Raw genomic sequence first — 18,455 nt, forward strand, 5'->3', positions numbered from 1 at the left:
TTCTACCTGTTCAGACGGCGGCGGTAACGGGATCATGTTTGAATCTACACCAGAGTGGTGGCAGATCTTCCGGCAACGGGCGGTATTCGCCGATCTCGGACCAGCCCCCAGGGCCATGGAAATCACTGCCGGCGGTGACCAGCAGGCCGAACTCACGGGCCAGGATCGCCAGGCTGCCAACCTGCTCGGCAGGCTGATGGCCGTTGACCACCTCAATGGCATGGCCCCCCGCTTGAATATAGTCGGCGACCAGACGGCGGCGCTTGCTGCGAGTGAAGTCATAGTGCCATGGATGTGCCAGGCTGACCCAGGCGCCAGCAGCCCGCAGGGTCCCGACGGTTTCTTCCAGCGTCGGCCAGTGCTGCTTGACGTCCCCCAGCTTACCGGCCCCCAACCACTTGCGAAACGCTTCGGCGCGGTCCTTGACGAACCCTTCGCGCACCATCCAGTCGGCAAAGTGTGGCCGGGCCGGTGCGTTGCCACTGTCGCCCAGTTCCTGCTGGATCTGCCTCGCGCCGTCCAGCGCACCGGGCATGCCCTTGAGGGCCAGCTTGCGGCTGATCTCTTCGGAACGCAGCCAGCGCCCGTCGCGCAGTTGTGCAATGGCCTGGACCAACGCCGGCGCATTCACATCAAAGCCGTAGCCCAGCACATGGATGGTCGCCCCGCCCCAGGTACAGGACAGCTCGACCCCATTGACCAGCTGCATGCCCAGCGCCGTGGCGGCGCTGCGGGCCTCGTCGAGGCCTTCGAGGGTGTCGTGATCGGTCAGGGCCAGGACTCGCACGCCGTGCTCGAACGCCCGCGCCACCAGAACCGCAGGCGCCAGGGCGCCATCGGAGGCCGTGCTATGGCAGTGCAAATCAACATTCACGAGAGTTTGTTACCTCAAATCAGCTGGCCCTATCGCGGCCAAGGATGTTTGTTATTATGCCGCCACATCCTGCTTCTGGCTGCCACTGTGAAACAATTCATCGACTTCATCCCGCTCCTGCTGTTTTTCATCGTCTACAAACTTGATCCCCGGGCCGTCGACTTCGCCGGTCATTCCTTGACTGTAGGCGGTATTTACAGCGCCACGGCAGTGCTGATCATCAGCTCCCTGGTGGTCTACGGCGCGCTGTTCGTGTCCCAGCGCAAGCTGGAGAAGAGCCAGTGGCTGACCCTGATCGCCTGCCTTGTGTTCGGCAGCCTGACCCTGGCCTTCCACAGCGAAACCTTCCTCAAATGGAAGGCCCCGGTGGTCAACTGGCTGTTCGCCCTCGCTTTCATCGGCAGCCACTTCATCGGTGACCGCCTGCTGATCAAACGCATCATGGGCCATGCCATCAACCTGCCGGAACTGATCTGGACCCGGTTGAACATCGCCTGGATCGCGTTTTTCCTGTTCTGCGGCGCCGCCAACCTGTTCGTTGCGTTCACGTTCCAGGACTACTGGGTCGACTTCAAGGTCTTCGGCAGCCTGGGCATGACGCTGTTGTTCCTGATTGGCCAGGGTATCTACCTGTCCCGTCATCTGCATGATGCCGACCCCACCACGCCAAAAACCGAGGACTGACATGCTCTACGCAATCATTGCTACCGACGTCGCCGACTCCCTGGAAAAACGCCTGGCCGTACGCCCGGCCCACCTGGAACGCCTGCAACAGCTCAAGGCCGAAGGTCGTGTCGTGCTGGCCGGCCCGCACCCGGCGGTGGACAGCAATGACCCGGGCGCCGCGGGTTTCACCGGCAGCCTGATCGTGGCCGAATTCGATTCCCTGGCCGCCGCGCAGGCCTGGGCCAAGGCCGATCCGTTCGTGGCGGCCGGCGTCTATGCCGATGTCGTGGTCAAGCCGTTCAAGCAAGTCCTGCCGTAAATCCCCCTTGGCGCGATGAGCCTTCGCGGCTCATTGCCCCGTTGCTCATCTTTCTCATTCGCCTGCCGACAACCTGTCTAATCTCGATTGGAATTCAGGAGTTGCAATGCGCAAAGGTCCGTTGTGCCTGTTGTTGGTCTCGTTGGCGATCGGGGCACCCGCCCATGGCGAGGAAAGCACCGAGGGCAGTCATTCGGCGCCCTTGTCCCTGAGCGCCGGCGGCCAGATCGCCGAACTGCAGCAACGCTTGAAAGACAGCGAACGCCAGCGTGAAGAACTGAGCAAGCAATTGCAAAGCGCTGACAGTGCACGCGAGAGCGCACTGCTGGCCAGGCTGCGCCAGGAAAACCAGCGACTGAAGCTGCAACTCAAGGAAGCCCTGGCAAGCCCGCTGCCACGCCTGTTGACCGATCAACAGCAATGGTTTGTCATTGGTGCCGGGGTAGCGCTATTGGCCCTGCTGTGCGGTATCTTTGCCAGCGGTGGACGTAGACAACGTCGGCAATGGCTAAATTGAGTGAGTCATGAGCGAGCTGTTACTGATAGACGATGACCAGGAGCTGTGTGAGCTCCTCGTAAGCTGGTTGAGCCAGGAAGGTTTTCAGGTCCGGGCCTGTCACGATGGCCAAAGTGCCCGCAAGGCCCTGGCCGAAACCTCCCCGGCAGCCGTGGTACTGGACGTGATGCTGCCCGACGGCAGTGGCCTGGAACTGCTCAAGCAATTGCGCACCGATCACCCGGAGCTGCCGGTGCTGATGCTGTCGGCCCGGGGAGAACCGCTGGACCGTATCCTCGGCCTGGAACTGGGCGCCGATGACTACCTGGCCAAGCCCTGCGACCCCCGCGAACTGACCGCCCGCCTGCGCGCCGTGCTACGCCGCAGCCACCCGACGGCGGTGTCCAGCCAGATCGAACTGGGTGACCTGACTTTCAGCCCGGTGCGTGGCGTGGTCAGCATCGATGAGCAGGAACAGGCCCTCACCGTTTCCGAAAGCCGCCTGCTCGAAGCGCTGCTCAAGCAGCCGGGCGAGCCGCTGGACAAGCAGGAACTGGCGCAGATCGCCCTGGGCCGCAAGCTGACCCTGTACGACCGCAGCCTCGATATGCACGTGAGCAACCTGCGCAAGAAAATCGGCCCCCACCCCGACGGCCGTCCGCGCATCGTGGCGCTGCGTAGCCGGGGCTATTACTACAGCCTCTGAACACTGCGCCGCTGGGCTGTGGGAGCAAAGCTTGCTCGCGATGCAGGCACCTCGATTCCTCAGAGACCGCGTTATCTTCATCACGGGCAAGCCTTGCTCCCACAGGGTTTAGTGTCCGGCCCTGCAGATTTGTCAGGTCCGCACCAAACCGTCTTTACCCAAGCTTTACCCACCCCTGACCGCCGCTGACCTTGATCTCCGTAATCTGTACTCATCCGGAACTGACCGGGAATGAGACAAGGAGACACACCATGCGCAAGACCCTTATCGCTCTGATGTTCGCTGCCGCCCTGCCGACCGTCGCCATGGCCATGCCCGAAGGCGCCGGCCCGATGGGCCCCATGGACGGCCCACGCCACGGCGGCCAGATGCACGACAAAGGCCCGTACAGTCAACTGGACCTGAGCCGCGAACAGCGCCAGCAGATTCGCCGGATCATGGGCGAACAGCGCCACGAACAACGCGAGCTGGTAGACAAGTACCTGGCCAAGCTGTCGCCAGCCGACCAGAAAGCCATGCAGGACGAAATGCAAGCCCGGCATCAGAAGATCGATGCCCAGATCCGCGGGCTGTTGAAGCCTGAACAGCAGAAAGAGTTTGACGCGATCCAGAAGAAACAGGCCGAGCGTCGCGCCGAGTGGGCTGAGTTCAAGGCCTGGAAAGCGCAACAGCCGCAAAAAGCGCAATAATGCACTGAAGCCCCCAGCCCAACGGCAAGTCGCCGTTGGGCTTTCTTTGTTTTCGAGGATTTACCGTGCGTTCATTGTTCTGGCGCATCCTGGCCAGTTTCTGGCTGGCCATCGCTCTGGTTGCAGGGCTTTCACTCTTGATGGGCCACATGCTCAACCAGGACGCCTGGATCCTCAGCCGCCACCCGGGCCTCAACACCTTGCCCGAAGAGTGGACGCAAACCTACGAAAGCCAAGGCGAGGACGCCGCCCAGGACATCCTGCAACAGCGCAAGCGTCAGTACCACGTCGACGTCCAGGTGTTCAATGAAAGCGGCGACCCGGTGGTGCGCGGCACCTTTCCCCATCGCGCCGCGGCCTTCGAGGCGCGACAGAACAACAACGATCGACGCCTGCCCTGGCGACGCCTGACCGACGAATTCACTAGCGCCAAAACCGGCGACACCTACCTGTTCATCTATCGCATCCCCCATCCCGAACTGGACGCCTGGCACCGCGACAGCCTGCTCTGGCCCCTCAGTGCGCTGGGGATCGCGCTGGTGGTGCTGACGTTGTTCAGCCTGTTGGTGACGCTGTCCATCACCCGCCCGCTGAGTCGCCTGCGCGGTGCGGTGCATGACCTGGGCCAGGCTGCCTATCAGCAGAACAGCCTCGCCAAGCTGGCCAACCGGCGGGATGAGTTCGGCGTACTGGCCACTGACTTCAACCGCATGGGCGCGCGCCTGCAAAGCTTGATCACCAGCCAGCGACAACTGCTGCGGGACGTGTCCCACGAACTGCGCTCGCCCCTGGCCCGGCTGCGCATTGCCCTGGCATTGGCTGAACGGGCCAGTCCTGAAGAGCGTGAGAAGCTCTGGCCGCGCCTGACCCGCGAATGCGATCGCCTGGAAGCACTGATCAGCGAAATCCTGGTGTTGGCCCGGGTCGATGCCGACAACGCCAGCGCCGAAGAGGTGGAACTCAACGGCTTGCTGGTCACCCTGCAAAAAGATGCGCAACTGGCCTCACCGGAACAAACCGTGCAGCTCGAAACCGAGGCGGACCTGACCCTCAAGGGCTGGCCAACCATGATCGAGCGAGCGGTGGACAACCTGCTGCGCAACGCCCAGCGCTTCAATCCGGCTGGGCAATCGATCGAGATGCGCGCGGCGCGCCAGGGCGAACGGATCCTGATCAGCGTGCGCGACCACGGGCCAGGCGTGGAGGCCGAACACCTGGGGCAATTGGCCGAGCCGTTCTACCGCGCACCCGGCCAGACCGCCGCCGGTCACGGCCTGGGCCTGGCCATCGCACGCCGTGCCGCCGAACGCCATGGCGGCACACTGGTGCTGGGTAATCATCCTGACGGCGGGTTCATCGCGACGCTGGAGTTGCCGTTGGTGCCGGGGGCTGTCGTCCAACCGTAAGCGTTGCAAATACCCCCTGTGGCGAGGGGATTTATCCCCGCTGGGCTGCGCAGCAGCCCCCTGGTTTTATCTGATACACCGCGGTGGCAGACACATTTGGGGGCGCTCCGCACCCCAGCGGGGATAAATCCCCTCGCCACAATGGGTCAGACCACCCTTGAGTGGCCCTCTGATCAAAGCAGCTCTCATCAAACCAAACGATAATTCCTCTTATTCAAACTGCCCCGCCCTGTTAGACTTTGCGCCCTCGTTTTCACTCATCTCCCAGGACGCCCGATGCCGTCGTTGCCTCTTCGTTTATGTGCGCTGTTCATGGCCCTGGGCCTGAGCGCCTGCGATGATGCCCCGCGTTTTACCCAGGCCGAACCCGGTGAAGCCCGTTCCGGTGGCGCTGCGACGGTACGCAAGACGGATCAGAACGCCTTTTCCCTGCCCTCGGCCAACCTGCCGCCCTCGCGGCGCGTGGACTTCAGCGTCGGTAACAGTTTCTTTCGCAGCCCCTGGGTGATCGCTCCCTCGACCACCACCGCCCGCGACGGCCTCGGGCCTTTGTTCAACACCAACGCCTGCCAGAACTGCCACATCAAGGACGGTCGCGGCCACCCGCCCGCGCCGGACGCGATCACCGCGGTATCGATGCTGGTACGCCTGTCGATCCCCGACGCGCCGCCTTACGCCAAGGTCATCGAGCAAATGGGAGTCGTGCCGGAACCGGTTTACGGCGGGCAGTTGCAGGACATGTCCGTGCCCGGCGTCGCCCCCGAAGGCAAGGTGCGGGTTGATTACACATCGGTCCCGGTGCGTTTCAAGGACGGTACTGTCGTGGAACTGCGCAAGCCGAACCTGCAGATCACCCAACTGGCCTATGGGCCGATGAGCCCGGACACGCGCTTTTCCGCCCGTGTCGCCCCGCCGATGATCGGCCTGGGGCTGCTCGAGGCCATCCCCGACGAAGCCATCCTGGCAAACGCCGAGGCCCAGGCCCGGGAGAAAAATGGCATCGCCGGGCGTCCCAACCAGGTCTGGGACGATGCCCAGCAAAAAACCGTCCTGGGACGCTTCGGCTGGAAGGCCGGGCAGCCCAACCTCAACCAACAGAATGTCCACGCGTTCTCCGGTGACATGGGCCTGACAACAAGCCTGCGGCCCTTTGACGACTGCACCCAGACCCAGCTCGATTGCCAGCGCGCGCCCAGCGGTAATGGCCCGGACGGCGAACCGGAAGTCAGCGACAACATCCTGCGACTGGTACTGTTCTATAGCCGCAACCTCGCCGTACCGGCCCGGCGCGAGGTGAATTCGCCCCAAGTGCTGGCCGGCAAGAATCTGTTTTTCCAGGCCGGTTGCCAGTCCTGCCACACACCGAAATACACCACCTCCGCCAACGCCGCCGAACCGGAACTGGCGAACCAGGTCATCCGCCCTTACACCGACCTGCTGTTGCACGACATGGGCGAAGGCCTGGCGGACAACCGCAGCGAATTCAAGGCCAGCGGCCGTGACTGGCGAACCCCGCCGCTGTGGGGCATAGGCCTGACCGAAACCGTCAGCGGCCACACCCAGTTCCTGCATGACGGTCGTGCCCGCAACCTGCTCGAAGCCGTGCTGTGGCATGGCGGCGAAGCACAAGCGGCGCAGCGACAGGTCTTATCGTTCAATGTCGAACAGCGCGCTGCGTTGCTGGCCTTCCTGAATTCCCTTTAAACACCTTTTCCAGAAGTGGGAGCACAACATGTTCCGTCCCAAGCTGTTGTTCACCAGCCTCGCCGCCATCGCCCTTGGCGCCTGTTCGCCCCAGGATCCGCAAGCCGTTACCTCGGCCGCCATCGCCAAGCAAGTGATCCTGCCGACCTACAGCCGCTGGGTTGATGCCGACCGGCAACTGGCGACCAGCGCCCTGGCGTTCTGCCAAGGCAAGGAAAACCTGGAAACCGCCCGCGCCGACTTTCTCAAGGCGCAAAAAGCCTGGGCCGAGCTGCAACCGCTGCTGATCGGCCCACTGGCAGAGGGCAACCGCGCCTGGCAGGTGCAGTTCTGGCCGGACAAGAAAAACCTGGTGGGCCGTCAGGTCGAGCAATTGGTCAATAGCCAGCCACAGATCGACGCCGCCGGCCTGGCCAAGTCCAGCGTCGTGGTCCAGGGCCTCTCGGCCTATGAATACCTGCTGTTCGACGCCAGGATCGACATGGCCGACAGTACGCAAAAAGCCAAGTACTGCCCGCTGCTCACCGCCATCGGCGAACGCCAGAAGCAACTGGCCGAAGAGATCCTGTCGGGCTGGAACACCAACGACGGCATGCTCGCCCAGATGAGCAAATTCCCCAACCAGCGCTACGCCGATTCCCACGAGGCCATCGCTGACCTGCTGCGCGTCCAGGTCACCGCCCTGGACACGCTGAAGAAAAAGCTCGGCACACCGATGGGCCGCCAGAGCAAAGGCGTGCCCCAACCGTTCCAGGCCGATGCCTGGCGCAGCCAGTCGTCGTTGCAAGGCCTGGAGGCCAGCCTGAGCGCGGCCAGGACCGTCTGGGCGGGCGTGGACAACAAGGGCCTGCGCGGCTTGCTGCCTAGCGACCAGAAGCCACTGGCCGACAAGATCGATGCCGCCTACGATGCCTCGTTGAAATTGTTCGCCAGCAGCCAGCGTTCGCTGACCGAAATGCTCAACGACGATGCCGGGCGCCAGCAACTCAACGATTTGTATGACAGCCTCAACGTCGTCCATCGCCTGCACGAAGGCGAACTGGCCAAGGCGCTGGGCATTCAACTGGGCTTCAATGCCAACGACGGTGACTGATCATGTTTCGACGTCAGGTTCTGGCACTGGGCAGCTTGCTGCTCGGCGCCGTCACCCTGGGCGGCTGGACGCTGTTCAAGCAAAAGGACAAGCACCCACTCCTGCTTTCGGCACGGGACGATGGCGACGGCAAGCATTACGCCGTCGGCTATCGACTGGACGGCACCCGGGTGTTCGCCACCCAGGTCGGCCAGCGTTGCCATGACATCGTCAATCATCCGACACAGCCGATTGCGCTGTTCGTCGCCCGTCGTCCAGGGACCGAAAGCTACCTGATCGACCTGCGCGACGGGACGCTGCTGCAAACCATCACTTCGTTGCCGAACCGGCATTTCTACGGCCACGCGGTGATCCACAAAAGCGGCGAATGGCTGTACGCCACCGAGAATGACACCACCGACCCGGGACGCGGCCTGTTGGGCGTGTACCGTTTCGAAGGCGAACGACTGGTGCACAGCGGCGAGATGTCCACCCATGGCATCGGCCCTCACCAGGTGTCATGGATGCCCGATGGCGAAACGCTGGTGGTCGCCAACGGCGGCATTCGCACCGAGGCCGAAAGCCGGGTCGAAATGAACCTCGACGCCATGGAGCCGAGCCTGGTGCTGATGCAACGCGATGGCACCCTGCTGAGCAAGGAAACCCTCGCCCAGTCGATGAACAGCGTGCGCCACCTGGGCATCGCCAGCGACGGCACCATCGTCTCCGGCCAGCAGTTCATGGGCGCTGCCCACGAGTCGTCGCCACTGCTGGCGATCAAGCGGCCGGGCCAGCCGTTCCAGGCGTTCCCAGTGCCTGAAGAGCAACTGCAGGCCATGGGGCACTACACCGCCAGCGTCGCCGTGCACAGCGACCTGCGCCTGGTGGCCCTGACCGCCCCCCGTGGCAACCGCTTCTTCATCTGGGACCTGGACAGTGGCGAAGTACGCCTGGATGCGCCGCTGCCGGACTGTGCCGGCGTGGGCGCGGTGGCCGACGGTTTTGTGGTGACGTCGGGACAAGGGCGTTGCCGCTATTACGATTGCCAGCAGACACAACTGGTTGCAAAGCCTCTGGATCTGCCGGCAGGGCTCTGGGACAACCATTTGCATCTGGCCTGAGCCAGGGAGCGAAGCCCCTCGGGGCCGAGCTCCCTGATTTTTCGGAAAAATCCCACGCACCTCCAGCCCGCCAGCATCTGGAATAGCCCGCACACTCAGGGTAATGTGCCCGCCTATCTGTATTTTCTCTCAGCTCTTTTCCAAGGAAGTGGAACATGCTGCGACGCCGCATGCTGATCATGTTGGGTGTTGTCCTGCTGGTGGTGCTGTTGCTCGCCGGCTACAAGGCCTTCTCTGTCTACCAGCAGATCCAGATGTTTTCTGCCCCCAAACCACCGGTCAACGTCGCCGTGGCCACGGCCGCCCGGCAACCCTGGCAGGCTCGCCTGCCCACCGTTGGCAGCCTCAAGGCGCTGCAAGGCGTGGACCTGAGCCTGGAAATTGCCGGGACCGTGCAGAAGCTGCAGTTCCAGTCCGGACAGAAGGTCAAGGCCGGCCAGCCACTCCTGCAACTGGACAGTGAAGTCGAAAGCGCCCTGCTGGCAACCGCCGAGGCCGACCTTGGGCTGTCGCAACTGGATTTCGGTCGCGGCCGACAACTGGTGGGCAGCCAGGCGATCTCCAAGGGCGAATTCGACCGGCTCTCGGCGCAACTGAAAAAGAACCAGGCCACGGTCAATCAGCTCAAGGCTTCGCTGGCCAAGAAGCACATCCTGGCACCGTTCAGCGGCACCATCGGCATTCGCCAGGTGGACGTCGGCGACTACCTGGCAAGCGGCACGGTGATCGCCACCCTGCAGGACCTCAGCAGCCTTTACGTGGACTTCTACGTCCCTGAACAAACCGTGCCCAGGCTCGCCGTTGCCCAGCCGGTCAACGTCAGCGTCTCGGCCTACCCCGGGCAGAACTTCGTCGCCACCATCAGCGCGATCAACCCCAAGGTCGAAGACAGCACCCGCAACGTATTGGTACGCGCCACCCTGGCCAACCCCGACGGCAAGCTGCTGCCTGGCATGTTCGCCAACCTGGAGGTGATCCTGCCAGATGTGGCCGCCGGAATCGTCGTGCCGGAAAGCGCCGTGACCTACACGCTCTACGGCAACTCCATGTACGTGGTGACCCAAAAGAAAGGCGCCGACGGCAATGTCGAGAAAGACGACAAGGGCCAGCCGGTCCTGATCGCCGAACGGCGTTTCGTAGAAACCGGCGAGCGCCGCGACGGGCAGGTATTGGTTACCAAAGGCGTGCAGAGCGGCGAACAAGTCGTGACCGCCGGCCAGCTCAAGCTCGATAACGGTACGCCGATCGCCATCAGCGACGACAAGACCCTGACCGAACAGAACAGCTCGCCGCGCGCGGACTGATCAAGGAACCCCCATGGCCTTTACCGATCCATTCATCCGCCGTCCGGTGCTCGCCACCGTGGTCAGCCTGTTGATCGTGCTGCTGGGCTTCCAGGCCTGGAGCAAGTTGCCCCTGCGCCAGTATCCGCAAATGGAGAACGCCCTGATCACGGTGACCACCGCCTACCCCGGGGCCAACGCCGAGACCATCCAGGGCTACATCACCCAGCCGATGCAGCAGAGCCTGGCCAGTGCCGAGGGCATCGACTACATGACCTCGGTCAGCCGCCAGAATTTCTCGGTGATTTCGGTCTATGCCCGCATCGGTTCCAACAGCGACCGGCTCTTTACCGAACTGCTGGCCAAGGCCAACGAGGTCAAGAACCAACTGCCCCAGGACGCCGAGGACCCGGTACTCAGCCGCGAAGCCGCCGATGCCTCGGCACTGATGTACATCAGCTTCTTCAGCAAGGAACTGAACAACCCGCAGATAACCGACTACCTGTCACGGGTGATCCAGCCCAAACTGGCGACCCTGCCAGGCATGGCCGAGGCGGAGATCCTCGGCAACCAGGTCTTCGCCATGCGCCTGTGGCTGGACCCGGTCAAGCTCGCCGGCTTCGGCCTGACTGCCGCCGACGTGACCAATGCCGTGCGCCAGCACAACTTCCTCTCCGCTGCCGGTGAAGTGAAAGGCGAATACGTCGTCACCAGCATCAACGCCAATACCGAACTCAAGTCCGCCGAGGCCTTCGGCGCGATCCCGCTCAAGACCGACGGCGACAGCCGCGTGTTGCTGCGGGACGTGGCTCGCGTGGAAATGGGCGCCGAGAACTACGACACCATCAGCTCCTTTGGTGGCACGCCCTCGGTGTACATCGGGATCAAGGCCACGCCCGGTGCGAACCCGCTGGATGTGATCAAGGAAGTGCGCAAGATCATGCCGGACATGGAGGCCCAGCTCCCGACCAACCTCAAGGCCGAGATCGCCTACGACGCCACCCTGTTCATCCAGGCCTCCATCGACGAAGTGGTGAAAACCCTGTTCGAGGCGGTGCTGATCGTCATCGTCGTGGTGTTCCTGTTCCTCGGTGCCCTGCGTTCGGTGGTCATCCCGGTGGTGACCATCCCGCTGTCGATGATCGGCGTGATGTTCTTCATGCAGTTGATGGGCTACTCGATGAACCTCCTGACCCTGCTGGCCATGGTGCTCGCCATCGGTCTGGTGGTGGACGACGCCATTGTGGTGGTGGAGAACATTCACCGGCACATCGAGGAAGGCAAGACCCCGTTCGATGCCGCAATAGAAGGGGCCCGGGAAATCGCCATGCCGGTGGTCTCGATGACCATCACCCTGGCGGCGGTGTACGCGCCGATCGGCCTGCTCGAGGGCCTGACGGGCGCTTTGTTCAAGGAGTTCGCATTGACCCTGGCCGGGGCGGTGGTGATCTCCGGGATCGTCGCCCTGACCTTGTCACCGATGATGTGCGCCATGCTCCTGCGTCACGACGAGAACCCCTCGGGGCTGGCCCACCGACTGGACGTGATATTCGAACGCTTGAAGAGCCGTTACCAGCGCATGCTTCACGGCACGCTCAACACCCGGCCGGTGGTCCTGGTGTTCGCCGTGATCGTCCTGCTGCTGATCCCGGTGCTGATCATGTTCACCAAGTCCGAACTGGCTCCCGACGAAGACCAGGGCATCATCTTCATGATGGCCACCGCTCCGCAACCCACCAACCTCGACTACCTGAACACGTACACCGATCACTTCATTACCATCTTCAAGGAGTTCCCGGAGTACTACTCCTCGTTCCAGATCAACGGCTACAACGGCGTGCAGTCGGGCATCGGTGGCTTCCTGCTCAAGCCCTGGAACGAACGCAGCCGCACCCAGATGGAAATCCTGCCAGAGGTCCAGGCCAAGCTGGAAAGCGTGCCTGGCTTGCAGATCTTCGGTTTCAACCTGCCCTCACTGCCGGGCACCGGCGAAGGCTTGCCATTTGCGTTCGTCATCAACTCGCCGAAGGATTATGCGACGCTGCTGGAGGTTGCCGACCGGGTCAAAAAGCGCGCATTGGAATCCGGCAAGTTCGCCTTCATGGACATTGACCTGGCGTTCGACAAGCCCGAAGTCGTGGTGGATATCGATCGCGCCAAGGCCGCCCAGATGGGCGTTTCGATGCAGGACCTGGGCGGCACCCTGGCGACACTGCTGGGTGAAGCCGAGATCAACCGGTTCACCCTCGAGGGACGCAGCTACAAGGTCATTGCCCAGGTCGAACGGCCCTTCCGGGACAACCCGGACTGGTTGAACAACTACTACGTGAAAAATGCCAAGGGTGAATCGCTACCGCTGTCGACCCTGATCAAGGTGAGCGACCGGGCGCGACCACGACAACTGAACCAGTTCCAGCAGCTCAATGCGGTAACCATTTCAGGCTTTCCCGTCGTGAGCATGGGCGAGGCCATCGAGACCGTCCGCCAGATCGCCCGGGAGGAAGCGCCAGTGGGGTTCGCCTTCGATTACGCCGGGGCTTCGCGCCAGTTCGTACAGGAAGGCAGCGCGTTGTGGGTGACCTTTGCCCTGGCTCTGGCAATCATCTTCCTGGTGTTGGCCGCACAGTTCGAAAGCTTCCGGGACCCGCTGGTGATCCTGGTGACCGTGCCGCTGTCCATTTGCGGAGCCTTGATCCCGCTGTTCCTCGGCTGGTCGAGCATGAACATCTATACCCAGGTGGGCCTGGTGACGCTGATTGGCCTGATCAGCAAGCACGGGATCCTGATTGTCGAGTTCGCCAACCAGTTGCGCAGGGAACAGAACCTGACACCGCGCGAAGCGGTGGAACAAGCCGCATCGATTCGTCTGCGGCCAGTGCTGATGACCACTGCTGCGATGGTGTTCGGCATGGTGCCACTCATCTTCGCCACAGGCGCCGGGGCGGTGAGCCGCTTCGACATCGGCATGGTGATCGCAACCGGGATGTCGATTGGCACCTTGTTCACGTTGTTCGTGCTGCCTTGCGTCTACACGCTGCTGGCCAAGCCGGACAAATCCTGAAGTGGACACCTGTGGCGAGGGGTACTGTGGGAGCAAGGCTTGCCCGCGATGAAGGCGATGCGGTCTTCCAGGAATCGAGGCGGCTGTTTCGCGAGCAAGCTTTGCTCCCACAATCCAACGAAGATAAATCCCCTCGCCACAATGGTTTTCTACAGTCAAAAAAATAAAGGCCTCATACAGGAGGCCTTTATTTTGGCTTCATGTCTCTCAACTTTGCGGCCTCATCCCCTGGGACAGGCTGAACATGAACAGCAACAGATCATCGTTCGGCTGGATAGCCTCGCTGGCCTTTGCCACGCGCGGTAAAGGACAATGCGCATCAGCATTCGAAGCACTGAGGATCTGCGAGCGCGGCTGTTCCCACACAGCCACCGCCATCGATGCAACTGCCAGGGCTCCTACTAAAAACAAACCTCTAGCAATTTCTAGTTTCATCGCTATAAACCTTTGATAGCGCTGCCAAACGCCGCCCCATAAAAGTAGACGAGTTTTTCCCAATCAACATCGCTGAACGACGAATGGCGCCGCAGCTGTTTCATGTCATGGGAGGCCGCACGCCGGGCAGTCAGGCGTTGACGACACTTTTCCAGGTCCAGCAGGGCCACTTCGACCTTGGCCGCTTCGCCCTCCCCCATCACACGTACAAAGACATGCTTGATGTAGAGGCAGCCATGCTGCCAACGACCTGTGTGCATGCGGGCCAGGTTCTGCGCCAATGCCTGGAGGATTCGATCATGCACCGCTTCGCCATGGCGCTCACGTCCGCCTTCGGCATACCAGTGCTCGATCTCCTCAAAGCCTTCCAGCGCATGGGTCACCAACAGTGCACGCCATTTGTGGACCGGGTCCCACTGAGCGCCACAAAAAAAGAGCTGGGGAACGCGGACACCCAGTCGGGTCAACGCCAACAGTGCGTCTTGTTCACGCAACACGGTCGGTCGACCGAATGGATGCAGCCAACTGCGATAAATGTGGCCGGTCTGACGCTTGGCATAAAGCAGCTCGCCGTCGGTGTTGTTGATCCGCTGCACACCGCTTTCACCGCCACGCCGCACGTTGGGTGCTTCTACCCACTCACCTTGCTGGTTCCAGAAATGTTCGAAGCTGCTATGGGAAATGCCAGCTGTCTCTAATGCCTGCACAGCCATGCCGTTACCTCTTGCGTAACACATAAACTCGCCACATGGCATAGAACGGTAGGAAATCCAGTCGTTCTTGAATGCGAAACCCAGCCTGTCGAAACTCCTCCTCTACTGTATCTGTCGGTAACACAAATCGATTCTGGTAGTCTTTCTGCCCACGGGCGCGTTCCAGACGCTTGCGTTTCCAGGCCTTGAAATTGCCATCGACCCACAACGAAACGATCACGCTATCGCGGCTGACACGCTCGAATTCCTTCAGAATCGCCAGTCGATACGCGGGTTCGCCGATGTGGTGCAGCAAGCGCATGCAGAAAATGCTGTCGACGGCGTTATCAGGCAAGGCGATGTCGAACGCAGAGGTGTGCAAGGGTCGTACCCGTTTTACGACCTCACTCGGCTGGGCCTCCAATGCGGTCTTGAGCATGGCCTCGGAGTTGTCCGCGCCGATGATGACCCTGTTCGGTTTTTCGGCCAACAAGGGCCAGAAGCGTCCGGCACCGCACGGTAGGTCCAACACCAGGCCAGGGTCACCGACTAGCGTCAATGCACGCCGGGCCAGTTGTCGGTCTCGCTGGTTGGAAAGACGGCGACTCAAGCCACTGCGATGCTTAAGAAAATATTGCTTGGCGTGCTGCTCGTCGTATTTTTCGGAAAAATCCAGCTTGATGGGCTTGGACATAAAGGGGGGCTCCATGACTGATCGGCCCCACCTTATGGAACGGAATGTCATGTCTTTGTGAAAATAAAGTCACGTAAATGCCCTATTGTTTACAAGACTTTTCCAAACATTCGCTTAGCCCTTTGGGTTCAATTCAACTTCGAAATGGCAACCGTTAGGCTCCATCGTACTGAGGCTCACCGTCCAGCCCTGGTTCTCGCAAATGCGCTGCACCAGGGACAACCCCAACCCCAATCCCTCGCCGCGTTTTTCGTTACCGCGCACGAACGGCTCGAACATCGCCTCGCGCTTCTCCTCGGGAATGCCTACGCCACTGTCCTCGACCACAAAGCCGGTGGCGGTCAGCGAAAGGCGGATGAACCCCTGATCGGTGTAGTGCAGGGCGTTGCGTAGCAAATTGCCCATCACGGCAGTCAGGAACGTGGCGTTATACAGGGTGTCGACGGTTTGCCCGGGTTCGAAGATCAGCGTCAGGCCTTTGGATTCGATGGGCACGCGCCACACGCCGAGGAGGTTCTCGGCCACCAGCCCCAGGGTCAGCCGAGGCGACATGCCGTTGTCTTCGCGTTCGGCCCTGGCGAGCATCAGGAAGGTCTGCACCAACTCGCGCATCTCTTCACTGGCTCGATTGATGCGCTCGACCTGGGTACGTCCGCGCGGGTCCAGTGCCGGATTTTCCAGCAACAACTCACAGGAGGTCGCCAGGACCATCAACGGTGTGCGCAACTCGTGGCTCACGTCGCTGGTAAACAAACGCTCGCGGGTCAAGGCCTGGCGCAAGCGCCCCAATGTGGCGTCGAATGCCACGGCCAGTTCACCCACTTCATCGGCCGCATAATCCGGGGCCAGCGGAGGAGCCAGACCCAGAAGCTGGTCGCGATGGCGCACTTGCCGGGCCAGGCGGACCACTGGCGCCATCACCCGGCGTGCCAGGACCCAGCCCAAAAATACCGCCAGTGCCAGGCTGAGCACAAAGCCCACCAACACTACGGCGAACAGTACCCGCTCACGCTCCTCGAAGTCACTCTGGTCCTGCAGCAACACGTAGTGCCGGCCATCAACGATCTCGACCATGGCGTGATAGGACAACTGCCCGCGAAACACCTCGTGGAAACCACGCTCCAGATGGCGCAGGTCCTTGGGCAACTCGAAGTCACCTGGGCCGCCGCTGAAATAAAACAATTGGTCGGGTTCCGGCCGGTGGTTCCAGTCCGAGACACTGTCCATCAACAGCAAGCGTTGCAGATCGCCGCCAAGCCCGGCGGAAATCAGTTTCTCTTCCACCAGATGGACCGTCGCCACGATGCCCATGGCGAATGCGCCAGCCACCAATGCGCTCATCAGCGCAAAGGCGATGATGATCCGTTGGGCAAGGCTTTGCTTAAACTCCATCACGGCCCTCGGCCAGGCGATAGCCGACGCCGTGTACGGTGTGCAGCAACGGTTTGTCGAACGGTTTGTCGATCACCTGGCGCAATTGATGGACGTGACTGCGCAGGCTGTCGCTGTCCGGGCAATCATCGCCCCACAACGCTTCTTCGAGGATTTCGCGGCGCAACACGTGAGGGCTTTTCTGCATCAATACCGCCAGCAGCTTGAGGCCTACGGGGTTGAGCTTGAGCAGTTTGCCTTCACGCGTCACTTCCAGGGTATCGAGGTCGTAGCTCAGATCGCCGACCTGCAAGGCTCGGCGGCCACCGCCCTGGGCCCGACGCATCACGGCTTCGATCCGCGCTGCCAGTTCTGACAGGGCAAACGGTTTGATCAGGTAGTCATCGGCCCCGGACTTGAAGCCCTGCAGACGATCGTCCAACTGATCCCGGGCGGTGAGCATGATCACCGGCGTATCGCGCCGGGCGTCTTCGCGCAGGCGCTGGCACAAGGTATAGCCGTCGATGCCCGGCAGCATGATGTCGAGTACGATCAGGTCGTAGTGTTCGGTCGCGGCCAGGTGCAATCCTGACAAACCGTCCTGGGCACAATCGACGGTATAGCCCTTGAGCTCCAGGTAATCGGCCAGGTTGGCCAGGATGTCGCGGTTGTCTTCGACCAATAGAATTCGCATGGGCACCTCTGCGTACACAGTTAACGGCCATCTTGGCCCGCGCAGCTTACGGCCAAGTTTGGCTGACGGCTAGGATTGTATCGGCTGTGGGAGCGGGCTTGCTCGCGATAGCGGTGGATCAGCCGCCATCAATGTTAGGTCTGCCGACGCTATCGCGAGCAAGCTCGCTCCCACAAAACTCCAATGAGCTCAGGAACAGGACTGTGTAGGCATTGACGAGTTTTTCACCCAACCTTCACACCGCCCCGACGCAGCGCAGACCAGACTGTGCGACACCGCTTCATGCCCTCCCCCCATCAAAGGTAATGCCATGGTCCCCGCCGCCATCCGCGCCGTTTCCAGGCCCCTGAATTTCTGGGTTGCCCTGGGCCTACCTGCCGTTGTCGCAGCCATTTTGGTGTTGCTGGAATTGACCACGCTGGACATGGACGTGGCCAAGCTGTTTTACGACCCGATGGCGGGTGAATTCATCGGCCGGCACAGCTTTTTCCTGGAAGACATCCTGCACGATCGAGCCAAAGAGGTGGTTATCGTGTTCTCCGTGCTGGCGGTCCTGGGATTCATCAGCTCGTTCTTCATCACCCGGCTCAAACCGTTCAAACGGGAATTGGGTTGCCTGGTGCTGTCCCTGGCACTGGCGACGTCCTTCGTCACACCGATGAAAGCGGTGACAGCGGTGCAATGCCCCTGGAGCGTGAAGGAGTTCGGCGGCAAGGAAACCTACAGTGAACTGCTCAGCCCGCGCCCGGCCACGGACAAACCCGGTCGATGCTGGCCCGGCGGTCACGCCGCCACCGGGTTCACGTTGTTTGCGCTGTTCTTCGTCCTGCGCGACCGCCGCCCGCGCCTGGCCCGCCAGGCCTTGGCACTCGCCTTCACGCTGGGCACGGTGTTTTCCCTGGGGCGGATGATGCAAGGGGCGCACTTTTTTTCCCACAATGTGTGGACAGCAGTGTTCTGTTGGCTGATTTGTCTGGGATGTTACTACTACATTCTGTACCGACCGGCCGCCATGACTGAGGGTATCGCTGTAACCAGTCCCGCCAATGCCTGAACTGCACCACATCCCAATGTGGGAGCAAGCTCGCTCCCACAGGGGGATTGGCGTCGTTCATAAATACAAGGCAATAAAAAACCCCGCTTGCTTTCGCAGGCGGGGTTTTTCGCTACAG

At 61.6% G+C, this 18,455-nt stretch carries 18 protein-coding genes; 12 read left to right on the forward strand and 6 right to left on the reverse strand.

What is annotated here, in order from left to right:
* Positions 1 to 10: 10 nt before the first annotated feature.
* The gene (locus tag HU749_RS23010) at positions 11 to 874 is read right to left on the reverse strand and encodes a PHP domain-containing protein (protein ID WP_046062579.1); all 864 of its coding nucleotides are present in this window, start codon (positions 872 to 874) and stop codon (positions 11 to 13) included.
* 87 nt (positions 875 to 961) lie between these two features.
* On the opposite strand from HU749_RS23010, the gene HU749_RS23015 reads away from it, so the two are divergent.
* The 11 genes from HU749_RS23015 (at position 962) to HU749_RS23065 (ending at position 13,397) form a co-directional block, all read left to right on the forward strand.
* Entirely contained in the window at positions 962 to 1,558 is a 597-nt protein-coding gene (locus HU749_RS23015; protein ID WP_079303492.1) for a septation protein A, read from the forward strand.
* A 1-nt stretch (position 1,559) separates the two neighbouring features.
* Complete coding sequence (locus HU749_RS23020; RefSeq protein WP_079303493.1) at positions 1,560 to 1,859, forward strand: YciI family protein; 300 nt, start codon at positions 1,560 to 1,562, stop codon at positions 1,857 to 1,859.
* A gap of 106 nt (positions 1,860 to 1,965) precedes the next feature.
* A complete protein-coding gene (locus tag HU749_RS23025) occupies positions 1,966 to 2,376 on the forward strand; it encodes an SH3 domain-containing protein (protein ID WP_079303494.1) in 411 nt (136 codons plus the stop codon).
* Positions 2,377 to 2,383: 7 nt separating this feature from the next.
* On the forward strand, positions 2,384 to 3,061 hold the full coding sequence (locus tag HU749_RS23030; protein ID WP_079303495.1) for a response regulator transcription factor: 678 nt from the start codon (positions 2,384 to 2,386) through the stop codon (positions 3,059 to 3,061).
* Positions 3,062 to 3,312: 251 nt separating this feature from the next.
* Positions 3,313 to 3,750: a Spy/CpxP family protein refolding chaperone gene (locus HU749_RS23035; RefSeq protein WP_014339849.1), complete on the forward strand. Its 438-nt coding sequence runs from the start codon at positions 3,313 to 3,315 to the stop codon at positions 3,748 to 3,750.
* Positions 3,751 to 3,815: 65 nt separating this feature from the next.
* Positions 3,816 to 5,156: a sensor histidine kinase gene (locus HU749_RS23040; protein WP_079303497.1), complete on the forward strand. Its 1,341-nt coding sequence runs from the start codon at positions 3,816 to 3,818 to the stop codon at positions 5,154 to 5,156.
* Positions 5,157 to 5,432: 276 nt separating this feature from the next.
* Entirely contained in the window at positions 5,433 to 6,860 is a 1,428-nt protein-coding gene (locus HU749_RS23045; protein ID WP_186650434.1) for a di-heme oxidoreductase family protein, read from the forward strand.
* 28 nt (positions 6,861 to 6,888) lie between these two features.
* Positions 6,889 to 7,953, forward strand: coding sequence for an imelysin family protein (locus HU749_RS23050; protein ID WP_186650432.1), 1,065 nt, complete (start codon positions 6,889 to 6,891; stop codon positions 7,951 to 7,953).
* Between the two features lie 2 nt (positions 7,954 to 7,955).
* Positions 7,956 to 9,053 carry a DUF1513 domain-containing protein gene (locus HU749_RS23055; RefSeq protein WP_186650430.1) on the forward strand — a complete coding sequence of 366 codons (1,098 nt, stop codon included), beginning with the start codon at positions 7,956 to 7,958 and terminating at the stop codon, positions 9,051 to 9,053.
* Positions 9,054 to 9,208: 155 nt separating this feature from the next.
* Positions 9,209 to 10,357: an efflux RND transporter periplasmic adaptor subunit gene (locus HU749_RS23060; RefSeq protein WP_046062587.1), complete on the forward strand. Its 1,149-nt coding sequence runs from the start codon at positions 9,209 to 9,211 to the stop codon at positions 10,355 to 10,357.
* A gap of 13 nt (positions 10,358 to 10,370) precedes the next feature.
* Positions 10,371 to 13,397, forward strand: coding sequence for a multidrug efflux RND transporter permease subunit (locus tag HU749_RS23065; RefSeq protein WP_186650427.1), 3,027 nt, complete (start codon positions 10,371 to 10,373; stop codon positions 13,395 to 13,397).
* A gap of 207 nt (positions 13,398 to 13,604) precedes the next feature.
* On the opposite strand, the gene HU749_RS23070 is transcribed toward HU749_RS23065, so the two are convergent.
* From HU749_RS23070 to colR, 5 genes are all read right to left on the reverse strand, one after another.
* A complete protein-coding gene (locus tag HU749_RS23070; RefSeq protein ID WP_024619196.1) occupies positions 13,605 to 13,832 on the reverse strand; it encodes a hypothetical protein in 228 nt (75 codons plus the stop codon).
* A 2-nt stretch (positions 13,833 to 13,834) separates the two neighbouring features.
* Complete coding sequence (locus HU749_RS23075) at positions 13,835 to 14,545, reverse strand: lipopolysaccharide kinase InaA family protein (RefSeq protein WP_186650457.1); 711 nt, start codon at positions 14,543 to 14,545, stop codon at positions 13,835 to 13,837.
* Positions 14,546 to 14,549: 4 nt separating this feature from the next.
* Positions 14,550 to 15,218, reverse strand: coding sequence for a class I SAM-dependent methyltransferase (locus HU749_RS23080; RefSeq protein ID WP_079303503.1), 669 nt, complete (start codon positions 15,216 to 15,218; stop codon positions 14,550 to 14,552).
* A 114-nt stretch (positions 15,219 to 15,332) separates the two neighbouring features.
* The gene (locus tag HU749_RS23085; RefSeq protein ID WP_186650424.1) at positions 15,333 to 16,610 is read right to left on the reverse strand and encodes a sensor histidine kinase; all 1,278 of its coding nucleotides are present in this window, start codon (positions 16,608 to 16,610) and stop codon (positions 15,333 to 15,335) included.
* A complete protein-coding gene (colR, locus tag HU749_RS23090; RefSeq protein ID WP_014339860.1) occupies positions 16,600 to 17,283 on the reverse strand; it encodes a two-component system response regulator ColR in 684 nt (227 codons plus the stop codon). The genes HU749_RS23085 and colR overlap by 11 nt, the downstream gene beginning before the upstream one ends.
* A 310-nt stretch (positions 17,284 to 17,593) precedes the next feature.
* Here colR and HU749_RS23095 point away from each other — a divergent pair, with 310 nt between their 5' ends.
* Positions 17,594 to 18,337 carry a phosphatase PAP2 family protein gene (locus HU749_RS23095; protein WP_186650421.1) on the forward strand — a complete coding sequence of 248 codons (744 nt, stop codon included), beginning with the start codon at positions 17,594 to 17,596 and terminating at the stop codon, positions 18,335 to 18,337.
* Positions 18,338 to 18,455: the final 118 nt, after the last annotated feature.

The organism is Pseudomonas ogarae (genome assembly GCF_014268695.2).
Classification (GTDB): domain Bacteria; phylum Pseudomonadota; class Gammaproteobacteria; order Pseudomonadales; family Pseudomonadaceae; genus Aquipseudomonas; species Aquipseudomonas kilonensis.